Here is a 16,868-nt window from a genome sequence, read left to right as displayed (position 1 = left end):
GCGCCGCCATGAACGACATCCAGTTTTCGGCCGATGAGCTCGACACCCTGCGCGAACACGGCGTGGTGCTGTTCGCGGAGCGGGTGATCTTCGAGGCGCAGCCGCCGATGCCGGCGCACCGCATCTCGGCGATCCAGGCGATGTGCGCGGGCCCGCTGCCCGAACCGCTGCTCGCGCTGTGGCGGCTCACGGCCGGCGGGCGCCTCGACTACGACCTCGCGCTCGAGATGAACGGCAACATCGAGAACATCAGCTGGTCGGAGCTGTTCTGGGACGGCAGCGACGGCTACCGCGACCTGCAGGGCTGGATCGAGCACGAGCAGGAACTGGCCGAGGAAGGCGCGCAGACCCATGGCCTGCGCTGGCGCGGCAAGCTCGCGCACCTGCCCTTCGGCGGCTTCGAGTACTGCGACCGCATCTACACGGTGGTCGAGCCGGGCGCGGAGCACGGGCAGGTCGTGGCCTGGAAGCAGGGCCTGCCGCCGGCCTGGACCCATGCGCTGCACGAGGACGGCCTGAGCGTGGTCGCGAGCGACCTGTTCGGCGCCTTCGCCGCGCTGCACCTCGACGAGGACCCGCTCGCGCCCACCGGCGACTGCTACTCGGGCCACGCGCTGCTGGCCTACGTCGACGATCGCCACCAGGCCCACGGGCTGGACATCGACCTGATGGACAAGCTGGTCACCTTCTACTGCCGCGCCGTGGTCGACTGGCGCACGCCGCTGGCCGAGGGCAGCCTGCGCCGCCAGCCCGCGGTGGCGCGCACGGCGCTGCGCCATGCGATTGCGGTCGACGACGCGGCGCTGGTGGTCGAGCTCGCGGCCGCGGGCGTGCGCTTCGAAGGACCGCTGCAGGGCAGCGCGCTGGCCACCGACATGGCGGTGAGTCGCAGCGCCTATGCGGCCGCGGCGGCGCTGGTGCGCGCGGGGGCACCGGTCTCGGCCGAGGTGCTCGCGAACATCGACGGGCAGATCTCGCCCGAGCTCACGACCGCGCTGCTGGCCAACGGCGCGGAGCCCAACATGACGGCAGTGGTCGCCTGCGTGGCCTGCGGCGCGCCCGCGAGCGCGCGGCTGATCGCCGAGGCCTGCGCGCGCGCGGGCATCGACGTGCCGGCCGCCTTCATCGTCGACCGCGATGCGCTGCTGGCCGAGCTCGAGGGCACGCTGATGCAGGTGCGCAGCGGCTCGATGGGGCACTACCTCGGGCCCGAGGGGCTGGCCGAGCGCATCGAGCACCTGCAGTCGTTCAGGCTCTAGCCGCCGCGGTTCTAGCCGCCGTACAGCCAGGGCTGGTCGAGCAGCCGCTCGCCGAGCGCGCGCATCGCGAGGTCGCGGCCCAGCCGCACCGGCCCGCTGGCATGGAAGATCTGGCCGTTGCGCCGCGCCTTCGCCTGCACCTGTGCATTGCGCTGCCAGCGCGCGGCCGCGTAGCGCGCGAAGGCCGCGGGCACGGCGTCGCTGCCGCCCTCGCCCAGGGCCTCCGACAACGCCACCGCATCCTCGATCGCCATGCCAGCGCCCTGCGCGAGGTACGGCACCATCGGATGCGCGGCATCCCCGACCAGCGCCAGCCGCTCGTGCGCCATCTCGGCGGCCGAGACCAGCGGCGGGCGATCGCTGAGGCTCCAGGCGCGCCAGCCCGGCATGGCTTCGAGCAAGGCCTGCAACGAGGCACCCGTGCGGCCCGCGGCGGCCTGCAGCGCCGCGAGGCTGCTGGCCTGGTCCCAATCGTGCGCATTGCCGGCCGGCGCCGATTCGGCGATGACCACCACGTTGAGCCACTCGCCGGCACGCACCGGATAGGCCACCGCATGCAGCTGCGGCCCGAGCCACACCTCGACCCCGCCGCGGCGCAGCGCGGGCGGCAGCGCGTCCTGCCGCGCGAGCGCGCGCCACGCGGTGTGGCCGGTGATGCGCGGCGGCTGGCCGGCCGAGGCCGCGTCCAGGCGTCGCCGCACCACGCTCCAGAGGCCGTCGGCACCGACCACCGCCTCGCCCTCCCAGGCACGCGCGTCGCTGCTCGAGACGCACACGAGCTCGTCGCTGAGCTCCACGCGCTCGATCTGCGCGCCGGTCACGAGCGCGCCGGTGCCGCGCGCGCGCACGGCCTCGAGCAGCAGCCCATGCAGGTCGGCGCGATGGATGCAGAGGTAGGGGGCGCCGTAGCGCTGGCGCATGGCGGCGCCGAGCGCGAGCCGGCCGATCTCGGCGCCGCTGCCGGCGCTGCGCACCACCAGTGCTTCGGGTTGCGCCGCGACCCGGGCGAGGGAGTTTTCGAGGCCGAGCTGCGACAGGCGCCGCGTGACGTTGGGGCCGAGCTGCACGCCGGCGCCGATGTCGCCGAAGGCGGCGGCCTGCTCGAACACGTCGACGCGATGGCCACCGCCGGCCAGCGCCAATGCGGTGGCCAGCCCCCCGATGCCGCCGCCGGCGACGAGGATGTGCGCGGGCATCGGCCTCAGCGCGCGGAGGACGAAGAGGCGGAGGAGGAAGCCGGGGTAGCCGGGTTCTGGGGGGATTTGGGACCGCAGCTGTTGCAGCTGTCGCACGAGCCGCAGCCCGAGGTCTTGGCGAGCGAGGCCGCCAGTTGCTCGGCGCGCTCGGCATCGACGAGGCCGGCGCGCTGCGTGCCGGTGGCGACCTTGCGCGCGGCGCTGCGACGCCAGCCCGCGGGCATCCAGCGCCAGACCGCGTAGAACGCGGCGCTCGCGACGATCAATCCGACGATCAGTTCTTGTGCCATGGAAGCTAGCCTTTCAGAGGCGGTTTTACCCCGCCCCGAGAGCCACCGCAACGTGGTAGGTGATGAAGCACGCGATGTAGGCCAGCGCGAACAGGTAGCCCGCCATGATCCACACGTACTTCCATTGCCCCGTCTCGCGCTTGACCGTGGCCAGGGTCGAGATGCATTGCGGCGCGAACACGTACCAGACCAGCAGCGACAGCGCGGTCGCGAGCGACCAGCTGCCGGCGATCAGCGGCTCGAGCGCGCCGGCCACGTCGTCGCCGGTGGCCGAGAGGGCATAGACCGTGCCCAGCGCGCCCACCGCGACTTCGCGCGCGGCCATGCCCGGCACCAGCGCGATCGAGATCTGCCAGTTGAAGCCGATGGGCGCGAAGATGTGCTCGAGGCCGCGGCCGATCATGCCGGCCAGGCTGTACTGGATCGCCGGTCCGGTCGCGCCCTCGGGCGGCGACGGGAAGGTCGAGAGGAACCACAGCAGGATGGTCAGCGTGAGGATGATCGTGCCCACGCGCTGGATGAAGATCCATGCGCGCTCGTACAGGCCCAGCAGCAGGTTGCGCGGATTGGGCCAGCGATAGGCCGGCAGTTCCATCATCAGCGACGAGCGCTGGGTGTTGTCGCGGAAGCGCTTCATCACCCAGGCCACCAGCATCGCCGAGACGATGCCGAAGACGTAGAGCGCGAACAGCACCACGCCCTGCAGGTTGAACACGCCGCCCACGGTGCGCGCCGGGATGAAGGCCGCGATCAGCAGCGCATAGACCGGCAGCCGCGCCGAGCAGGTCATCAGCGGCGCGATCATGATGGTGGTGATGCGATCGCGCCAGTTGCTGATGGTGCGCGTGGCCATCACGCCCGGGATGGCGCAGGCGAAGCTCGACAGCAGCGGAATGAACGAGCGGCCCGACAGCCCCACGGTGCCCATCACGCGGTCGAGCAGGAAGGCCGCGCGCGGCAGGTAGCCGGAATCCTCGAGCGCCAGGATGAACAGGAACAGGATCAGGATCTGCGGCAGGAAGACGATCACGCCGCCCACGCCCGCGATCACGCCGTCGACCAGCAGGCTCTGCAGCATGCCCTCGGGCATGTGGGCCTTGAGCAGCTCGCCCAGGCCTTCGGTGGCTGCCTTGATGGCGTCCATCGGCACGTTGGCCCAGCTGAACACGGCCTGGAACATCAGGAACATGGTGACCGCGAGCACCAGCATGCCCCAGACCGGATGCATCACGATGCGGTCGATGCGGTCGCTGGTGACCAGGCTGCTCGCGGGCTCCTTCACCGCCAGGCCGAGGATGCGGCGCACCTCGCGCTGGGTGGCGAGCACGTCGTCGAGGCCGGGCGCCTGCCAGGGCTGCGGCGTGGCCGCGGCCACCGGGGTGTCGAGCACGGCCAGCAACGCCTTCGCGCCACCGGACTGCACGCCGACGGTCTCGATCACCGGCAGGCCGAGTTCGCGCGACAGCACGGCCGTGTCGACCGCGATGCCCTGCTTGCGCGCCATGTCGGTCATGTTGAGCGCGACCACCATCGGCAGGCCGAGCTTCTTGGCGTCGAGCACCAGGCGCAGGTTCAGGCGCAGGTTGGTGGCGTCGGTGACGCAGACCAGCAGGTCGGGCAGCGCTTCCTGGCTCTGGCCGGTGACGACGTCGCGCGTGACGGCCTCGTCGGCCGACAGCGCGTTGAGGCTGTAGGCACCGGGCAGGTCGAGCACGAACACGCGGCGGCCCGCGGGCGTGCGCAGGCTGCCTTCCTTGCGCTCGACGGTCACGCCCGCGTAGTTGGCGACCTTCTGGCGGCTGCCGGTCAGCAGGTTGAACAGCGCGGTCTTGCCGCAGTTGGGATTGCCCAGCAGCGCGATGCGGTTGGGCTGGCCGGTGGCGGCGAAACCGCCCGGGCCCTGGCTCACGGCTTCAACCATGGCGCGCACCTCCGGCCACCTCGGCGCCCGGCGCCACGTGGATCAGCGCGGCCTCGTGGCGGCGCAGCGCGAAGGTGGTGTGGCCCAGCCGCACCGCGATCGGCTCGCGGCCCGGCATGCCGCTGGCGACGATGCGCACCGACTCGCCCGGCACGAAGCCGATCTCGGTCAGGCGCAGCACCAGCTCGCGGTCCTCCGCGCCGTCGGGGCGGGCGACGTCGAGCACGGTGGCCCACTGATGATCGGGAAGCTGGTCGAGGCGCAGGCCTGCGGAGGCCTGCGTAGCCGCAGTGTTGTTGGTTTGCACGGTGGGAGTGCGCTCGGAACCCCGGGAGCGCCAGTTAGCAAAACCAGGATGCTATCAATTCTCAATCGCGTAAACCTGACCAAGACCCCACAAACGCGCCGACCGCGCCGGGCGCCGGGCCGTTTCGACCCCGGCGGAACCGGGTCAGTTCAGGCCGAGCATGCCGCGCAGCTTCGACAGGTCCTCGGCCAGCGTGTTGACCCGGCCGGCCAGCAGCTTGCGGTCGCGCTCGCTGAGCTTCGAATAGGTCTCGAAGCCGCCGTCGGGCGTGCGGTACTTCGCGAGCGTGTCGAACACCACCTTGAAGTTGGCGTCGGCCTTGTCCGAGAAGGCCTTGTTCTCCTTCGCCACCAGCGGACGCAGCAGCTCGACGATCTTGAAGGCGCCCTCGAAGTTCGACTGGAAGTCCCACAGGTCGGTGTGGCTGTAGCGGTTCTCCTCGCCCGAGATCTTGGTGGCCGCGACCTCCTCCATCAGCACGGCGGCGCCGCCCACCACCTTCTCGGGCGGGAAGGTCAGCGCGCCCAGGCGCTTCTGCAGCTCGAGCACGTCGGCCAGCAGCTTGTCGGCCACGGGGTTCAGTTCCTTCGTGCTCTTCTGCACCCACAGGCCGTACTCGATGCGGTGGAAGCCGCCGAAGGCCGGGTCCTTCTCGGCCTTCTCGTGGTCGTCGGCGCGCGAGTCGATGGACTTGTCGAGGTCGTTGAACAGCTCGGCCACCGGCTCGATGCGCTCGTAGCTCGTGCGCGTCGGCGCGTACAGCTTCTTCGCCTTCTCGATGTCGCCGGCCTTCACCGCGGCGGTGAAGGCACGGGTGTCCGCGGCCAGCTTGCGCACGTTCTCGGCCACGTAGATCTTGTAGTCGGAGATCGGGCCGACCAGCTCGAGCGGCGACACGGCGGCCTGCGCGCCGGCGGCGTAGAGGCCGGCGATGCCTGCGAGGAAGGTGGCGAGGAAGCGACGGCGGAACTGCACGGTCATGGATCTCCTTGGGTTCTGACGGTGGTGAAAAAACTTTTTGGGGGCGCGCGGCGCGCTCAGGCCGCCATCAGGCTGCGCCCGAGCCAGTCGGCCTCGTCGCGCACGCCCGGCAGCGTGAAGAAGAAGCCGCCGCCGATGGGCTTGATGTATTCCTCGAGCGGCTCGCCGTCGAGGCGCGTCTGCACCGCGATGAAGCCGTCCTCGAGGTTGGCCTGGTAGCAGATGAACAAGAGGCCCATCTCGAGCTGGCCCGACTTGGTGACGCCGTTCGAATAGTTGAAGGGCCGCCGCAGCATGAGGTTCTTGTCGGACGCCCTGGTGCGCGGATTGGCCAGCCGGATGTGCGCGTCGAGCGGCGTGGTCTTGCCCTCGGGGTCCTTCGCGTAGTCGGGCACGTCGTGCTCGGTCCTGCCGCCATCCATCGGCGCGCCCGTGGGCTTGAGCCGGCCCATGATGGCCTCCTGCTCCTGCAGCGGCGTGCGGTCCCAGCGCTCGACGAAGTTGCGGATGATGCGCACCGCCTGGTAGCTGCCGCCCACGGCCCAGGCCGGCTCGTCGCCGCCGGCCGGCACCCAGACGATGCGGTCCATCAGCGTGTCGTCGGCCGAATCGGGATTGGCCGAGCCATCGCGAAAACCGAGGAAGTTGCGCGCGCTCTCGGCCGGCTTGCCGGGCACGGCCGGGATCGGCGGCACGGTGCCCTCCTGCTTCCAGTGCAGCACCAGCAGGTCGGGCGTGTTCTTGATGATGTCGCGCAGCGCGTGGATGTTGGTGTCGGGCGTGTTGGCGCAGAACTGGATCGACAGGTCGCCATGGCAGAGCGCAGCATCGAGCGCGTCGTTCGGATGGCGCTGCATCTGGTTCAGCCGCCTGGGCTTCTTCGACGCGAGGCCGAAGCGTTCGTCGAACAGCGAGGTGCCGACCGAGACGGTGACGGTGAGCCCGTCGGGCTGCACCACCGGCCCGAGGATGCCCGAGCCCGCGGGCGGCAGCTTGGGATCGGGATCGGTCTGCGGGCCGCCCTGCGTGAGGAAGGCGATGCGCTCGGTCAGGGTGCGGAACAGGCGCTCGAGGTCGGCGCGGTTCTCGGCCAGCACGTAGAACGAGGCGATCATGCCGGCCGTCGGCCGCGGCGTGACGATGCCGGCCTGGTGCTTGCCGCGAAAGGGCACGCGGTCCTGCGTGTGGGTGCTCTGCGGCGCGTCGGTGACCTGGGCGCCGGCGTCGGGCGCGCTGGGCGGACCCGAAGGCGCGGCGGCATGCGCGGCCGCGGCCAATCCGGCGAAGGCGGCCCCGGCCGCGCCGAGCATGCGGCGGCGGTGCGGGGAGGCGGGTGGTCCGTCGGTGGGGAGGGATTCGTTCTTCGTGGTCATGAGAGGTCGGTCGGCAGCAGCCTCATTCCAGACCGAGCGCGGCATTCACCTTGGCCAGTTCCTCGGCCAGCGCGCGCACGGGTTCGGCCAGGGCCTTGCGCTGCGCCTCGTCGAGCGGCGCGGGCTTGAAGCCCTCGCCTTCGCGGTACGGCGCGAGCGCGGCGTCGAAGGCGGCGAAGCGTTCGTCCAGGCTCTTCTGCAGCGCGGGCGCGGCCTTCACCAGCAGCGGCTGCAGCAGGTCGGCGATCTTCTTCGTGCCTTCGTAGCTGCCCTGCAGGTTCGCGAGTTCGGCATGGCCGTAGTGGTCCTCGCCGCCCGCGGGCAGGTTGTCGGCCACGCGGCGCAGCAGCTTCGAGGCCGAGCTCGCGAGCCGCTCGGGCGGCATGTTCAGGCCGCGCAGCCGCTCCTTGAGCACGCCGATGTCGGCGATCAGCTGCGCCACCACGGGCGCGAGCGGCTTCAGGTCGTTCTGGCCATACAGCGCGTACTCGATGCGGTGGAAGCCCGTGAAGCCGGCATCGGCCTCGCGCTTCTCGAAGTAGTCGGCGCGCGCGTTGATGCGCGTGTCGAGGTCGGCGAACAGCTCGGCCATCGGCTCGATGCGCTTGTAGGCCTGGTGGGCGGGCGCATAGAGCGCCCTCGCCTGCCGCAGGTCGCCGGCCTGGACCGCGTCGGCCAGCGCGCGCACCGCGTCCTCGAGCGAGCCGGCCTCCAGGCGCAGGAAGGTCTGGTACTCGGCCAGCGCGCCCACGTAGTTGACCAGCGAAGGCCGCGCCGCCTCGGCCTCGGAGGCGGCCGAGGGTGTCACGCGCAGCTTGCCGCGCGGGTTGCTCAGGAGGCCGCAGGTGATCGCGAAATCGCCGGGCTGCAGCTTCACCGTCATGGTCTGCGAGAAGCCCGGCGCGATGTTCTCGCGTTCCTCCACCACCATCACGCCGTCGAGGATCTCCCACTCGAGCGCGCGGTTCGACTGGTTGACGATGGTGAAGGTGGTGCGCCCGGCCGGCACCGTGATCTCGTTGGGCTCGCAGACATTGCCGCGGATCGTGACGGTGACCGCGTTGTCGGCGGCCTTCGGCGGCGCCTGGCGCGCGTGGTTGGAGGCATACCAGAAGGCCGCGAGGCCGGCGAGCGCCAGCAAGGCCGACGCGGCGACCGCCACGCGCATCAGGTGGGAAGAAGGTGCCTTGGATTCGGGAGAGGAAGAGGACATCGAGGGGTTTCAGCGGGCCGCGGCCGCGCGTGGCGCCGGCGCGGCCGGACGCAGGAAGAAGAACAGGGCGACGGCCAGGAAGGCCAGGTAGACGACGACCTCGCCCACCACGGGCGCGGCCTGGTAGCCGAGCAGGCCCGACAGCACGGCGCCCAGCGGGCTGTCCATCGGCAGGGCCTCGCTCATGTCGAAGACCACCGTCTGCAGGTGGTTCCAGACGCCGCCCTCGTGCAGCTTGCGCAGCACGCCGGCCAGCAGGCCCGCGGCCACCAGCAGGATGAACAGGCCGGTGAAGCGGAAGAAGCGCCGCAGGTCGAGCCGCACGCCGCCCGAATAGAGGCCGTAGCCGACCACCACCGACACCGCGATGCCGGCGAGCGCGCCCACGGGCGCTTCCCAGCCGCTGCTCTGCTGGAAGATCGCGAGCAGGAAGAACACCGACTCCAGGCCTTCGCGCGCGACCGCGAGGAACACCATGCCGATCAGCGCCCAGCCCTGGCCGTCCGAGCCCTTGGCGAGCGCCTGGTCGATCGAGGCCTGCAGCTCGCCCTTGATCGAGCGCGCGGCCTTGCGCATCCAGAACACCATCGAAGTGAGCATCACCACCGCGATCAGCCCGACCACGCCCTCGAACAGCTCCTGCTGCTTCTGCGGGAACTCGGCCGCGAGCAGTTGCAGCCCGGCGCCCGCGAACAGCGACAGCGCGGTGGCCAGCAGCACGCCGACCCACACCGCGGGCATCAGCGCGCCGCGCCCGCTCTGCTTGAGGTAACTGGCGACGATGCCGACGATCAGCGCGGCTTCGATGCCTTCGCGCAGCATGATGAGAAAGGGGATGAGCATCGGCTTCGGAAATCAGGGCGAGAGGAGCCCTCCGGAACCGGCGCGATCAGCGGCGCTGCATGTCGACTCCACGGAGGAGCGGACGAGGATAACCCATCAAACAAGAACCATTCTCATCCGATGGGCTTTTCTTACCGGATGGTAATGAAAGCTCTGTGACAGGACGGGTCAGACCGGCAGTTCGAGGATGCGCGCATCGACCGCGCCGCCCTCGATGCGCAGCTCGGCGACCGCGATCGGCAGGCTGAAGCGCCGCGGCCCCGCGCTGCCCGGGTTCACGTAGAGCACGCCGCCGCGTTCCTCGATCCTGGGCTTGTGCGAATGGCCCGAGACCACCACGCGCACGCCGGCCGCGGCCGGGTCGATGGCGAGCTGCGCGAGATCGTGAATGGCATAGAGATGCACGCCACCGAAGGCCACGCGTTCGGTCTCGGCAATGCCCTCGGCCCAGGCCTCGCGGTCGTTGTTGCCGCGCACCACGGTCAGCGGCGCGATCGCGCGCAGGGCCTCGAGGATGGCGGGACTGCCGATGTCGCCGCCATGCACGATGAAGTCGCAGCCCTGCAGGGCCGCCACGGCCTGCGGGCGCAGCAGGCCGTGGGTGTCGGAGATCAGTCCGACGCGCGTCACCGAAATCAGGCGGCCAGCAGCTGCCGCAGCACGAAGGGCAGGATGCCGCCGTGCTTGTAGTAGTCGACCTCGATCGGCGTGTCGATGCGCAGGCGCACCGTCACCTCCTGGTGCGTGCCGTCGGGGCGGTGCACGACCAGCTTCACGTCCATCTGCGGCTTGAGCTCGCCGCCGATCACCACGTCGATCTGCTCGTCGCCCGTGAGGCCCAGCGTCTGCCAGGAATCGGCGCCGCGGAATTGCAGCGGCAGCACGCCCATGCCGACCAGGTTGGCACGGTGGATGCGCTCGAAGCTGCGTGCCACCACAGCCTTGATGCCCAAGAGCTGCGTGCCCTTGGCGGCCCAGTCGCGCGACGAGCCGGTGCCGTACTCCTCGCCGCCGAACACCACCGTGGGCGTGCCCTGGGCGATGTACTTCATGGCCGCGTCGTAGATGAACATCTTCTCGTTGCCGGGCTGGAACAGCGTGACGCCGCCCTCTTCCTGCGTACCGTTGGCGTCCGGCGGGATCATCAGGTTCTTGATGCGCACGTTGGCGAAGGTGCCGCGCATCATCACGTCGTGGTTGCCGCGGCGCGAGCCGTAGCTGTTGAAGTCGGCCTTGGGCACGCCGTGCGCCTTGAGCCAGATGCCCGCGGGCGAACTTTCCTTGATCGAGCCGGCCGGCGAGATGTGGTCGGTGGTGATCGAGTCGCCGAACAGCGCCATGATGCGCGCGCCCTTGAAGCCCGCGTCCGCGGCATGCGGCTTCATCTTGAAGCCCTCGAAGAACGGCGGCTCGGCGATGTAGGTCGAGGTGGGCCAGTCGTAGACCTGGCCCGTGGTGCCCTTGATGCTGCTCCAGAACTTGCCCGGGTCGGTCTTGACCTTGTCGTAGTTGGCACGGAACGACTTGGCGTTCATCGCATAGCGCAGGTTCTCGTCGATCTCCTTCGGCGTGGGCCAGATGTCGCCGAGGTAGACGTCCTTGCCGCCCTTGCCCTTGCCCACCGGCTGGGTCATCAGGTCGACCATCACGTTGCCCGCGATCGCGAAGGCCACCACCAGCGGCGGCGAGGCCAGGAAGTTGGCCTTGAGGTTCGGATGGATGCGCGCCTCGAAGTTGCGGTTGCCCGAGAGCACGGCCGCGCCGATCAGGTCGTTCTTCGTGATGATCTCGTTGATCTCGGGCGTGAGGTCGCCCGCGTTGCCGATGCAGGTGGTGCAGCCGTAGCCCGCGAGATAGAAGCCCAGCTTCTCGAGGTAGGGCAGCAGGCCGGCCTTCTCGAGGTACTCGGTCACGATGCGCGAGCCGGGCGCCAGCGAGGTCTTGACGTGCGGCTTGACCGAGAGGCCGGCTTCCACCGCCTTCTTGGCCAGCAGGCCCGCGGCCAGCATCACGCTCGGGTTCGAGGTGTTGGTGCACGAGGTGATGGCGGCGATCAGCACGTCGCCGTTGCCGATGGTCACCTCGCCCTTGGATTTGGACGGCGCGGCCGGCGCGGTGGCGCTCACGTGCGCGGCCGCCTTGGTCGTGCGGTTGGCCACCATCTCGACCAGGTCGCGCGGCGCGCCCGGGGCGGGCGCGGCGGTTTCCTCGTCGTTGCCGGCACCGGCCGGCGCGAGCGGATAGCGCAGCTTGAGCTTGTCGGCCGGCTGGTTGAAGCCGTTGGCGTCGTTGGGCTTGCTGTAGAGCTCCGAGAACTTGGTCGACAGGTGGCCCAGGTCGATGCGGTCCTGCGGCCGCTTCGGGCCCGCCAGGCTCGGCGAGACGGTGCCGAGGTCGAGGCGCACGACCTTGGTGTAGTCGATGTCGCCGGGGTTGGGCATGCCGAACAGGCCCTGCGCCTTGTAGTAGGCCTCGAAGCGCTCGACCTCCTCCTTGGTGCGGCCCGTGCCCTCGAAGTAGGCGACGGTCATCTCGTCGACCGGGAAGAAGCCCATGGTGGCGCCGTACTCGGGCGCCATGTTGCCGATGGTGGCGCGGTCGGGCACGGCGATCGAGGCGGCGCCCGGACCGAAGAACTCGACGAACTTGCCCACCACCTTCTCGGCGCGCAGGATCGAGGTGACGTAGAGCACCAGGTCGGTGGCGGTCACGCCCTCGCGCAGCTTGCCGGTGAGCTCGAAGCCCACCACGTCGGGCGTGAGCATGTAGACCGGCTGGCCGAGCATCGCGGCCTCGGCCTCGATGCCGCCCACGCCCCAGCCGACCACGCCCACGCCGTTGATCATGGTCGTGTGGCTGTCGGTGCCGACCAGCGAGTCGGGGTAGTAGACCGGGACGTCGCCCTTGTCGTTCGGGTTCGAGTAGACGCCGCGCGCGAAGTACTCGAGGTTGACCTGGTGCACGATGCCGAAGCCGGGCGGCACGACACGGAAGGTGTCGAAGGCCTGCATGCCCCACTTCATGAACTGGTAGCGCTCGTTGTTGCGCTGGAACTCGAGCTTCATGTTGAGGTCGAGCGCCTTGGGCGTGCCGTAGTAGTCGACCATCACCGAGTGGTCGACCACCAGATCGACCGGCACCAGCGGCTCGATGGTCTTGGGCGACTTGCCGAGCTTGGCGGCCACGCTGCGCATGGCGGCCAGGTCGGCCAGCAGCGGCACGCCGGTGAAGTCCTGCAGCACCACGCGGGTCACGACGAAGGGGATCTCGTCGGTGCGCTCGGCGTTCGGCGCCCAGTGGGCCAGTTCCTCGACATGCTTGGCCGACACCTTCTGGCCGTCGCAGTTGCGCAGCACCGACTCGAGCACGATGCGGATCGACACCGGCAGCCGCTCGACGCTCGGGTGCTGCTTGGCCAGTTCCTTGAGGGACCAGTACTTGCCGGCCTTGCCCGATGCGGTCTTGAAGGTCTTGAGGGTGGACGCAAAGGCGTGAGCCGGTGCTTTGGCCATGTGTGGGACTCCTTGGGGAATGTGTTCGTGAAGCGCCTCAAAGGTTAGCAGGGATGAATGTCAATTGCTGTAGTCAGGCATCGCTTCGGAAGGCCACCGAAGGCTATGGCCGCCATTGACAAAAAGCCCTCTCGAGCGGCCATGAAAAAGGCGCCCCGCGGGCGCCTCGACGGCATGCGGACGGAAGGCGTTCAGGCCAGTGCCATCCGGGCCGCCGGCCGGCTCGCGCGCAGTCCGCTCCATTGCAACTCGGCCAGCACCAGCACGCAGACCGCCTGCGCCAGCACCCAGGCCACGCCCAGGGCCGTCACCGGGAACAGGCCGCCGGCCAGCAAGGCGGCGCAGCCCACGGCCCAGCCCAGGTTGCCGAGCATGACCACGCCGATCAGCGTGCGCGGCGGGGTGGCGCGGCTGGCCATGAAGGCGGCGGCCGCCGCATAGACCAGCAGGAACACCCCGGTGCCCAGCAGCAGCGCCGCCGGCAGGCCGGTGAGGCGGGCCAGGGTGTCGGTGAAAGCGACCTGCAGCGCGCCGGTGCCGGCGCAGGAGGCGGCGTCGGCCCACATCACGCGGGGCAGGAAACGCGGCGAGGCGAAGAGCGTGGAACGTGCGGTCATGAGGTTTCTCCTTCGGTTCGGGTGGTACGCCGCAAGACTGTCCTGCTGCGTTGGGGTCGATGATTCCGGGACCGGCGCACAGCGTCCATGACCTGCCAGGTCATGGCGACGCGCGGCCCGCGCGCCAGAATGCGGCCCCATGAACACCCCCCGCCCCCACCCCACGAAGCCCGGCCAGCCGGGCGCGCGCGATCCCTTCGGCGTGCACCTGCGGCACTGGCGCACGCACCGCCGCCTGAGCCAGCTCGACCTGGCGCAGGAGGCCGAGGTCTCGACCCGGCACCTGAGCTACGTGGAAACCGGCCGCGCCGCGCCCAGCCGCGAGATGGTGCTGCGGCTGGCCGAGCGGCTGGAGGTGCCGCTGCGCGAGCGCAACGCGCTATTGGTGGCCGCGGGCTTCGCGCCCATGTACCGCCAGCGCTCGCTCGACGACCCGGCCATGGCTTCGGCGCGCCGCGCGGTCGACCTGGTGCTCAAGGGCCACGAACCCTTCCCCGCGCTGGCGGTGGACCGCCACTGGAACCTGGTGGCCTACAACGCACTGGTGCCGCTGTTGATGGAAGGCGCGTCGGCCGAGCTGGTGACGCCGCCGGTCAACGTGCTGCGCCTGAGCCTGCGGCCCGACGGGCTGGCCTCGCGCATCGCCAACCTCGCGCAGTGGCGCGCCCACCTGCTCGAGCGGCTGCAGCAGCAGATCGCCGCCACCGGCGACCGCGTGCTGGTCGAGCTGCACGACGAACTCGCGGCCTACCCCGTGCCCCACGTCGGCCACGACACCCCGCCCGCGGGTGGCGAGCTGTCGGGCGTGGTGGTGCCGTTCCAGCTCGTGACGCCCAACGGCGTGCTGAGCTTCATCAGCACCACCACCATCTTCGGCACGCCGGTCGACATCACGTTGCAGGAACTCGCGGTGGAGTCGTTCTTTCCGGCCGATGCGCAGACGGCGGCGGCCCTGACGGCGCTGGCTGCGCAGGCGAAGGCGCAGGCGGCTGCGGCGGGCTGAGCGCGCCCTCCCCCGCCTTGTCTTCGTCGCGCGCCTTCGGTCCCGGCACGTCGTCGACCTGGATCACCTTGTCGGCCGCGCGCAGATAGGCCAGCGCGAGCGCCGGATCGGCCGCCGTGCGGGCCGCGGCCTCGAGCGAGTTCGTGCGCCGCAGCACCTTGTTGAGCGCCGCGGTTTCCTCGCCGAGCCGGTCGCCCAGTTCCAGCGCGCTCATCAGGTCGCGCAGGCCGCCGGCCGCGGGCTCGCTGAGATCGGGCACCAGCCGCTCGACCACGCCGGGCCGGGTGCGCAGCGTCTCGGCCAGCGCCAGCAGCTGCACGTCGCGCAGCGGCGCCAGGTGCGCGGTGCGCCGCAGCACCAGCGCGCCGATGAAGCGCCGGCCCGGCGTGGGCAGGTTGGCATAGAGGTCGTGCAGGATCGCCGCCGCCTGGTCGAGCTGCACGCGGATCGCGGCCTGGGCGAAGGGCAGCATCTCGGGCGCCGCCTCCACGCCATAGCGCCACACGCAGGCGCTGGCGAGATAGAGGTGGGCCAGCACGTCGCCGAGCCGCGCCGACAGCAGCTCCATGCGCTTGAGCTTGCCGCCGAGCATGCCCATGGCCAGGTCGGCGGTGAGCGCGTACTTGGCGCTCATGCGCGCGATCAACCGGGCCTCGGGCGCCAGCGCCTCGGGCGGGCGGCCCAGCACCGGCGCGCCGAACAGGCTGTGCCAGAGGTTGCGCGCCACGTGCCCGCCATGCGCCATCAGCGCCTTGCCGAGCGCGCTCTCGTCGTTGGCCTGCACCGCGGCCATCTCGTCGAGCACGTGCGGATGGCAGCGCACCGCGCCCTGGCCGAACACGATCAGCGCGCGCGTGAGGATGTTGGCGCCCTCCACCGTGATCGCGATCGGCGCCTGCCTATAGGCCACGCCCAGCAGGTTCGAGGGACCGGAGATGATGCCCTTGCCGCCGAGGATGTCCATGCCGTGATTGACCGCGCGCCGGCCGGCCTCGGTCAATTGCACCTTGAGGATCGCGCTCGCCACGCTGGGCCGCTCGCCGGCATCGAGCGCGCAGGCGGTGAAGCGGCGCGCGGCGTCGCTCGCATAGAGCTCGGCCGACATCTGCGCCACCAGCCCCGCCACCGCGTGGAACTTGCCCACCGGCAGGCCGAACTGCTCGCGGATGCGGCCATAGCCGTTGCTCACGAACAGCGCGGTCTGCTGCATCGCCGAGCCGAGCGCGGGCAGCGAGATGGCGCGGCCCGCGGCCAGGCACTCCATCAGCATGCGCCAGCCCTGGCCGACCTGCGGCTCGCCGCCGATCACCCAGTCCATCGGCACGAAGACCTGGTGGCCGTGGATGGGGCCGTTCATGAAGGCGCTGTCCATCGGGCGATGGCGCCGGCCGATCTCCATGCCCGCGTGCGGCACCGGGATCAGCGCGCAGGTGATGCCGAGGTCGCGCTGGCCCTCGGGCCGGCTCTCGTCGACCGCGTGGAAGGCCAGGCCGACCACGGTGGCCACGGGCGCCAGCGTGATGTAGCGCTTGTCGAAATCGACCAGGAAGCCGCGCGTTGGCCGGCCCTCGAACTCGCGCTCCACCAGCACGCCGCGGTCGGGGATCGAGGCGGCATCGGAGCCCGCGTAGGGCGAGGTCAGGCCGAAGCACGGCAGCTCGCGGCCATCGGCCAGGCGCGGCAGGTAGTGCTGCTTCTGGCCGTCGGTGCCGTAGCGCAGCAGCAGCTCGGCCGGGCCGAGCGAGTTGGGCACCATCACCGTGACCGCCGTCGCGACGTTGACGGTGGCGATGCGCGCCACCACCGTGGCATGCGCATGGTGGCCGAAGCCCAGGCCGCCGAACTCCTCGGGAATGATCATTCCGAAGAAGCGCTGCTCGCGCAGGTAGCGCCACACCTCGGGCGGCAGGTCCTTCGCTTCGTCGATCGCATGGTCGTCGAGCATCGCGCACAGCGTGCGCACCTCGCGGTCGATGAAGGCCTGTTCGCGCTCGGTCAGGCGGTTGGGCCCGAAGGCGGCGAGCGCATCGAAATCGGGGCGGCCGGCGAACAGCTGGCCTTCGAAGCCGACGGTGCCCGCTTCGAGCGCGGCGCGTTCGGTGTCGCCCAACGGCGGCAACGCCTTCGAGAAAGGCTTCATGGCCCAGCGGCCGATCAACGAGGCCAGCGGCATGCGTGTCTCCTTCGCCGCGAGGCAGGCGCGCGGCGCTCTACCATGGTGCGACCGGGGCGGCCCGGGGCCGGCCGGCCGAGGACGACCGCGCGTGTCGGAGACGGGCTTGCATTGCCGGCGCGCGCGGCGCCGCGCGGCTCAGCGCCGCTTCGGCGCCTGCTGCCCGGCCGGTGCCGCCGG

The 16,868-nt window shown here is 70.7% G+C and carries 14 protein-coding genes; 2 read left to right on the top strand and 12 right to left on the bottom strand.

All coding sequences use genetic code 11. The annotated features are described in order from the left end of the window. Positions 1-8 precede the first annotated feature (8 nt). Positions 9-1,259: a hypothetical protein gene (locus ACODT0_RS39825; protein ID WP_057590675.1), complete on the top strand. Its 1,251-nt coding sequence runs from the start codon at positions 9-11 to the stop codon at positions 1,257-1,259. A gap of 11 nt (positions 1,260-1,270) precedes the next feature. On the opposite strand, the gene ACODT0_RS39820 is transcribed toward ACODT0_RS39825, so the two are convergent. From ACODT0_RS39820 to ACODT0_RS39770, 11 genes are all read right to left on the bottom strand, one after another. Further along, positions 1,271-2,455 carry an FAD-dependent monooxygenase gene (locus ACODT0_RS39820; protein ID WP_489043826.1) on the bottom strand — a complete coding sequence of 395 codons (1,185 nt, stop codon included), beginning with the start codon at positions 2,453-2,455 and terminating at the stop codon, positions 1,271-1,273. Positions 2,456-2,460: 5 nt separating this feature from the next. Continuing rightward, positions 2,461-2,745, bottom strand: a complete 285-nt coding sequence (locus tag ACODT0_RS39815) for a DUF6587 family protein (RefSeq protein WP_296780230.1) — start codon at positions 2,743-2,745, stop codon at positions 2,461-2,463. A 25-nt stretch (positions 2,746-2,770) separates the two neighbouring features. Beyond that, the gene (gene feoB, locus ACODT0_RS39810; protein ID WP_489043825.1) at positions 2,771-4,666 is read right to left on the bottom strand and encodes a ferrous iron transporter B; all 1,896 of its coding nucleotides are present in this window, start codon (positions 4,664-4,666) and stop codon (positions 2,771-2,773) included. Then, a complete protein-coding gene (locus tag ACODT0_RS39805) occupies positions 4,659-4,973 on the bottom strand; it encodes a FeoA family protein (protein WP_261208616.1) in 315 nt (104 codons plus the stop codon). Before ACODT0_RS39805 ends, feoB begins: the two co-directional genes overlap by 8 nt. Before the next feature lie 144 nt (positions 4,974-5,117). Then, on the bottom strand, positions 5,118-5,954 hold the full coding sequence (gene efeO / locus ACODT0_RS39800) for an iron uptake system protein EfeO (RefSeq protein WP_082321866.1): 837 nt from the start codon (positions 5,952-5,954) through the stop codon (positions 5,118-5,120). A gap of 56 nt (positions 5,955-6,010) precedes the next feature. After that, the gene (efeB, locus tag ACODT0_RS39795; RefSeq protein ID WP_057590679.1) at positions 6,011-7,327 is read right to left on the bottom strand and encodes an iron uptake transporter deferrochelatase/peroxidase subunit; all 1,317 of its coding nucleotides are present in this window, start codon (positions 7,325-7,327) and stop codon (positions 6,011-6,013) included. 22 nt (positions 7,328-7,349) lie between these two features. Next, positions 7,350-8,540, bottom strand: coding sequence for an iron uptake system protein EfeO (efeO, locus tag ACODT0_RS39790; protein WP_479671887.1), 1,191 nt, complete (start codon positions 8,538-8,540; stop codon positions 7,350-7,352). Positions 8,541-8,549: 9 nt separating this feature from the next. Continuing rightward, a complete protein-coding gene (gene efeU, locus ACODT0_RS39785; protein ID WP_422097793.1) occupies positions 8,550-9,383 on the bottom strand; it encodes an iron uptake transporter permease EfeU in 834 nt (277 codons plus the stop codon). Positions 9,384-9,551: 168 nt separating this feature from the next. Then, a complete protein-coding gene (locus tag ACODT0_RS39780; protein WP_296740332.1) occupies positions 9,552-10,013 on the bottom strand; it encodes a metallophosphoesterase family protein in 462 nt (153 codons plus the stop codon). Positions 10,014-10,018: 5 nt separating this feature from the next. Next, positions 10,019-12,895, bottom strand: coding sequence for an aconitate hydratase (locus ACODT0_RS39775; protein WP_057590683.1), 2,877 nt, complete (start codon positions 12,893-12,895; stop codon positions 10,019-10,021). A gap of 191 nt (positions 12,896-13,086) precedes the next feature. Then, a complete protein-coding gene (locus ACODT0_RS39770; protein WP_057590684.1) occupies positions 13,087-13,512 on the bottom strand; it encodes a hypothetical protein in 426 nt (141 codons plus the stop codon). 139 nt (positions 13,513-13,651) lie between these two features. On the opposite strand from ACODT0_RS39770, the gene ACODT0_RS39765 reads away from it, so the two are divergent. Beyond that, positions 13,652-14,515 (top strand): helix-turn-helix domain-containing protein, encoded by an 864-nt coding sequence (locus ACODT0_RS39765; protein WP_261208632.1) that lies wholly within the window; start codon positions 13,652-13,654, stop codon positions 14,513-14,515. Here ACODT0_RS39765 and ACODT0_RS39760 read toward each other — a convergent pair. After that, positions 14,403-16,688, bottom strand: a complete 2,286-nt coding sequence (locus tag ACODT0_RS39760; RefSeq protein ID WP_261208634.1) for an acyl-CoA dehydrogenase — start codon at positions 16,686-16,688, stop codon at positions 14,403-14,405. The two genes, ACODT0_RS39765 and ACODT0_RS39760, sit on opposite strands and share 113 nt — an antisense overlap. Between the last annotated feature and the right edge of the window lie 180 nt (positions 16,689-16,868).

The organism is Variovorax sp. FG153 (genome assembly GCF_057809595.1).
This window is presented reverse-complemented; position numbering and strand designations above follow the sequence as displayed.